The 5,755-nt window shown below is 40.7% G+C and carries 2 protein-coding genes and 2 pseudogenes; all 4 read right to left on the reverse strand.

All coding sequences use genetic code 11. The features are described 5' to 3' along the window. Positions 1–1,529, reverse strand: a pseudogene (locus H6G83_RS34395) (DUF3854 domain-containing protein); the annotation flags it as partial. A gap of 138 nt (positions 1,530–1,667) precedes the next feature. Beyond that, a complete protein-coding gene (locus tag H6G83_RS34400) occupies positions 1,668–4,244 on the reverse strand; it encodes a BsuBI/PstI family type II restriction endonuclease (protein ID WP_190480609.1) in 2,577 nt (858 codons plus the stop codon). Between the two features lie 71 nt (positions 4,245–4,315). Then, entirely contained in the window at positions 4,316–4,519 is a 204-nt protein-coding gene (locus H6G83_RS34405; RefSeq protein ID WP_190480611.1) for a hypothetical protein, read from the reverse strand. A gap of 108 nt (positions 4,520–4,627) precedes the next feature. Next, a pseudogene (locus H6G83_RS35760) lies at positions 4,628–5,755 on the reverse strand (bifunctional DNA primase/helicase); the annotation flags it as partial.

The raw sequence follows: 5,755 nt of genomic DNA on the forward strand, positions 1-5,755 counted from the left end.
ATACAACCAAAAGCGAGATGATTTGGTTCAGACACGGAATCACTATCAATCCGCAGAATCCGCAGGTGGGGAAATTTGCGCCGAAATCTTTCTTCTAACGCCTGAGTCCCCCACTTTGACTTAGCTTTCTGGGCTGAACAGCATAATAAATGATGTCCACCTTTGGCGATCGCCTTATCCAACGCCGCAATCAAATCCTTGGGATTTTTCCCAGAATAGTTGTAGCATTTACCAGAAACGGGCTGATAATTGTTAACGATGACAAAGGGGTTAACCTTATATTCTCCCGCTAGAGAAAGAACATACTTGACATCGGTATCCGACACATCAGCAGAAGACAAGTAAATTTTCCCCATATCACTAGCCAAGACATTTTGGATTAGCTGCTTGAGGTTTCGGAGAATGGATACCCGCCGCTTCTGCACGTCTGTAGTAGAGTTCAGCAGATGCCAAAATACTTGGTCACACTCATCTATAATGATGACATCATTACACCACTCACTAGGGTCAAATCTGGCTTGACTGTCCTTGTGCAATGAGTCTACGCATACGCCGAAGCCAAATAAACCCCCGGTGTGAGAGGTGTAGAGTTCGCTGACGTAATCAACACCGAAGCGATCGCATAAAGCTTCACCCAACTGAATGCGGTGGGTGATGATGAGTACGCGCCGACATTGCTCGTGAGCTTTAGCCACTTCATGGGTTAGCCATTCGGTTTTACCTGTACCTTTGGGAGCTTTGAGGACGATGAGCTTTTCACCTTCGGGCGCAATCAGCCCACCCAGGAATCTTTGGTTGAGTGCGATCGCTGGCGGGTAAGTTAACAAGGTGAATAACTTGATTTCCCACAAAGCCAAAGGTTCAGCAGTATTATATAGTGCGTGGAATGCTGATTGACCTTGGGCAACAACAAAATCATCAACACCTTTGTCTGGCCCTGGCAGGTCAATAACTCGTAATTCACAACTTTCATTCACAAACAACCGCCCCAGCCGGCTAATCGCGGTTCTTACTCGTTGGACGGTTTCGAGTTTGGTATCGTGGTCGAAGCAGATGTTAATTTGTCTACCTTTTGTTGCGAAATGTTTCAGTTCGGGGATTAACGATGGTTTACCAGGATAAGCAGGGGAGGAATAGTTTGTAAATTCTCCCCCTGCTCCCCTTGCTCTGTTTTCTCCCCCTGCTCCCCCTGCTGCACCTCTCCCCCTGCCCTCTTGCTGTGAAGTGCGGTAGCCTGAGTTTACGCCAGGGATAGCGATCGCAGCATAATCCGCACTTAGCAGACAGCCTGCTTTCTTGACCCCTTCGACAATTGTCACTGGAACATTATTTTTCCATACCCAGTACCAAAACCCCCAAGGGTGCATTAAGTCTTCGTCGGTGATGGGGATACCAGAACGGTTGGAGACTTTAGCCCAAATCTTTTTGGTGACTTGAAGGAAAAAAGCGTGGGTTTGTTCACGATACGGATGCTCGTATTTGATAAACTTGTGGAACTTTTGGGGATCTCGCCAGGGGTTAGACAACTTTCTGGAATAACGGTATCAGCATCCTCTTTCAGTAATTGAGCAAATCTCTAACCTGCTGTCCATTAACAGCTTAGATGACTTGGAGTTAGCTTAAGATAAAATGTGGCAAGAAGGAGTATAAATTTCTACAAGGTTTCTTTATTCAGAGCCAGAATTTTTATTTACTTTATAAGCTTGTAATAAATACTCACCATTAAAATGAATAAGGTGGGTAGCATCTTCAGCAACCCAAACATCTGTTTCCCAAGCCACTTCAGGCAAATACTCAACCATAGCTTTACGGCTGAGAAATGTAGTTACCATTACAAGAGGAATTTTTATGTTAGCGAAAAGAGTATCAAGTTCTCTCTTGCGTTTAGGATTAATTGGCCCATGAGAAGTTACAGCTTCAATCAAAACTAACCAATTATTTTTTATATGGTAAATAATTACATCAGGCATTTTACCATGAGAATTGATTGTAACGCCTAAATCTTTTAATGCACTTTCATTAAAGTAAGCAAATTTTTCATCAGTATCACCAACATAAATCAGTTTTCCTCCTGGAGTAAATCTTTCTGCAAATTCCTTAATAATTTTTTCAATCAAAATATTTTGTCCCCCAGGCGATAAAGTTATTATTTCTCCTTCTATAACTATAGGAATGCGCTTTAATTCTCTCTCCTGAGCATACTGTTCTTTCAAAGTCTCAATTGAAGATAGATAAGTGCTAAGGCTTTTTTCCCATTCTGTAGTTTTGTAAGTACGTAAAAGTTCAAGCGCACTTTCTTCAATTTGATATACTGTTTTTGGACTATTTGTTGGTCGTTCAGCATTATCTGGGTTTGTAACAATTAATGCTGCATCTAAAAATTGATGAACTGTTTGACGACGAACTGTCTCACGAGTATTAGGTTTATAATTTTTTCCATAATGCTGCGCCATGAATTCCATTATTGGAGAAATTCCCATCAACGGAGATGAAGCAGATTGCCAAGGATCATGAGGTTTTAGACCAAGTAGACAAAGAAGAGTCAAAGCTGAACGTTCATTAAGTTGTGAACGAGGAAAACCTAAAAGGCTTAATATTTGTAATGCTTCATCAATACGAGTCTTAATAGCTATAATGTCATGCTCAGATTGACTATTCATACTTAATAATTCTTCTATAAGATAATCAATTTCTTCTTGAGAAACAAGCTTTTCTCCAATTTGTTCTCCTAGAGATATAAGCTGTTCTAAATTAGGATATTTTAGAATCCTTAAATCAGTCGCATTAACTTGAGTATGTCCATTAAACAACCGAAAAAATGTATCTATAATTGTAGAGTTAAGATAGGCTGATAAACCCCGTGCTAAGTTAATGTTAAGACCTTTCCCATTATGATGAAAATAGTTTAAATGATTTTCAAAACCTACCCAAGAATGAAAAATTTTGTCAGCATTATATACAGCAGCAACTACTCGTTTTTTTTCTTCTTTTGAGGAGAAACGTTTAGTTAAGACATAATGTTCGTTTGGGACTAGCAGCGACGTAGTTTGTTCTGTATTTAATAATGCCTGGTGTTTTTTGGTTATTGCAGGATACTCAATATAGCCTTTAGATAAATTTACTGGATAAATTAACGGAACACAATCTTCATCTAGTGATAAACGTAAAAATTCTTTTGCCCGAAAATCTACAACTCGTCCAGTTGAAACGGTTAATTCAAGGTCTTCTAAAGAATAAGTAAAACTTGCTATTTTTTGAATTGCTTCTTGACTTAATTTATCTGGGATAATATGAATGATTTGTTGTGAATCATTTGGATGAACTACCTCTTTATATTCTAAAGAATTAGACATTATAAAATCATCATCAACACTTGTACTTGTAGTAATCAGTACATTATCAAGTTTTTGTTTTTGTTTTACAGCATGAATAATAACTGTTTCTTGTAGGATTTCATCATTAAACGCTTCTTGCCGGGATTCAAAAAGATGTATATGGTTTAAAGCCATCATTTCCAAAAACATTCTTCGGAAATCTTTAAAGTATGGGCCATTACAAAAACTACGAGGAGATATAGATACAAGCTCTCCTTCTGGCTGAAGAAGTAAAGATGTAGCAGCTATAAAACCTGTGTATAAGTTACTAGTTTCTAGCCCCAATGAACGTAACAATGTACGAAATTTAGAGTTAGAATTTATCTTTAAATAGGGAGGATTAATAATAGCATGAGTAAAACTTGAATTTTGAATATTTTTAAATAGATTAGGCTGAAGAATCTTGGCGGCATCTTCAATAAAGTCTTTCTCTTTAATTTCGTAATGTAAAGAAATACCTGCTATTTGGCATTTTTCTGCACATAAATTTAATATATGCCGTAGATATTTGACTAAAAAAGGATCAATCTCATAAGCAACAATATCTACCTCTTTAGTCTGATTCTGCTTATTGCAGAGTTCAACTACGAAAGCTGCTAGTAATGATCCTATTCCTGCACCAGCATCAAGTATACGAATTTGAGGAAGATTAACTTTGTTAAACATTCCAGCCATTAATGTTGCAACGGGAGAGGGAGTTAAAAACTGGCCTAATGTGGCTTTCTGCTTTTTTTCTTGCTTTAACCTGGCAACACTCCTCAAAAAATCAACTTCCTTCAATAAGTCTATGACAGAGGATTTTGCCAAACTTGTCAACTCCGGTAACTCTGTAATACTATTTATAAACTTTTTAGAGCTTGATGGAATCATTACAGTTCGTTGTATCGAGCAGAAGTAAACTTTAACAGATATCTAGTCACTATTTAATTAGAAAGCAAGATTTAATCAATAGGTTGTGCAATTTTCCCATTGCAATTAATTTTTGAGGAATTGCCACAATCTTTCAATGGGGTTGAGTTCTGAAGAATGTGAGGTTGAAAAATCAGAATAATATTTTCTGGATAATCCAGAGTTTTGATTTTGTCGAAAGAGCCTTGGTCAAACTGAATCACAGCCACATCCTTACCTAAATCAGCAGACACCATAGACTGACATCTGTCCGCAAAGTTAATACACACCTGCTACAGCCCCAAACACGCATTCTATTTTTGTATCACATTAACTAATCCTTGGCGCGATCACAAACCCAAAACTCACCCCATCCACTTGATCCAATCAGGCGCAGCCGCAGTTAATTCTTCAAACATCTGCGGCGATCGCTCATCAATCGCCATCATCACCCCCCAACGCTCATCACTGCTGAGGGTAGAGAGGAACTGTTTGACCGCTTCCACCCCACACGCTACCCGTTCCATAGCAAGCGTTGCATAATTTTTTACCTGTTGCCACCATGAATCACAGGGGTCAACTTGTCCGTCCATACCCCCACAATTATTACTCCCAATTACATTAGTGGGGGGTGTGGACGGGGCATCAATGCCATACATAGCCTGCATTCTAGCCGCATACGCCGCCTGAGCGTCCCGTTCCTCCTGTCGCCGCCGTTCCCTCTCCTCCCTCAGTCGTTGCCGATACTCAAGAACCTTCCGAGCAAAAGCTACATCCTCAGTGCTTAATCGGTAATACCGCACCCGCTTACCATCTTCCACAGGCCGCCGCGACTTCATAGACAAAGCAAGCTGCGAAAGATACTGACTCAAAATCCACACCGGAGACTCATCAAGCGGTATAGTCAGGTTAAGGATACCCTTGATATGGTTAGCATTGCGTTTAGAGAAATCAGCCAATGCTTCAACAGTCGCTTCATCGCCCTTAATCTCCAGCCCATCCATCAAGTCTGTCAACACTGCCCTTAACCCCAGGCGGTGACGCATTAACCAAGAGGTGGAATGATTACCCCAGTCGGTACAAATGGGCAAGCGATCGCGCTCCCCTTTATCCCGTTCCACCACCACATCAGGCGGCGACACAAACTCGCGCCCATCTTCCGAGGTAATCATATCCCCCGGCGCTGCCAAGATAGCCTCAAGCGCGACAATTTTTTTAATCAACCGCCCCCCGTCATCTTTCTCGACTAACTCAGGAGTAACACTCATCCCGTAAGTATCCCGAATACGAAACTTCTCGCACTCTAGAGCCTCTTCTGGCTTAAGATAATCCTGGTGTTGCCTAGAGTCGTAAGTTTTCCTATCGATATCCTTGGCATTAGCAACCTGACGATAATGCTCAGAATCGATAGCATTTCCCGCCGCCTTCATCAAATGCCGTGCGGCTTCATCCGTATTATCGCCGGCTGAGACAATGGTGTTGCCCATCTCAAC

This window comes from Anabaena azotica FACHB-119 (assembly GCF_014697625.1).
Taxonomy (GTDB): domain Bacteria; phylum Cyanobacteriota; class Cyanobacteriia; order Cyanobacteriales; family Nostocaceae; genus Trichormus; species Trichormus azoticus_A.

What these genes read in the sequence shown, in the direction of transcription:
- H6G83_RS34400 (WP_190480609.1), bottom strand. Translation starts at nt 4,244, where the DNA reads ATGATTCCATCAAGCTCTAAAAAGTTTATAAATAGTATTACAGAGTTA.
- H6G83_RS34405 (WP_190480611.1), bottom strand. Translation starts at nt 4,519, where the DNA reads ATGGTGTCTGCTGATTTAGGTAAGGATGTGGCTGTGATTCAGTTTGAC.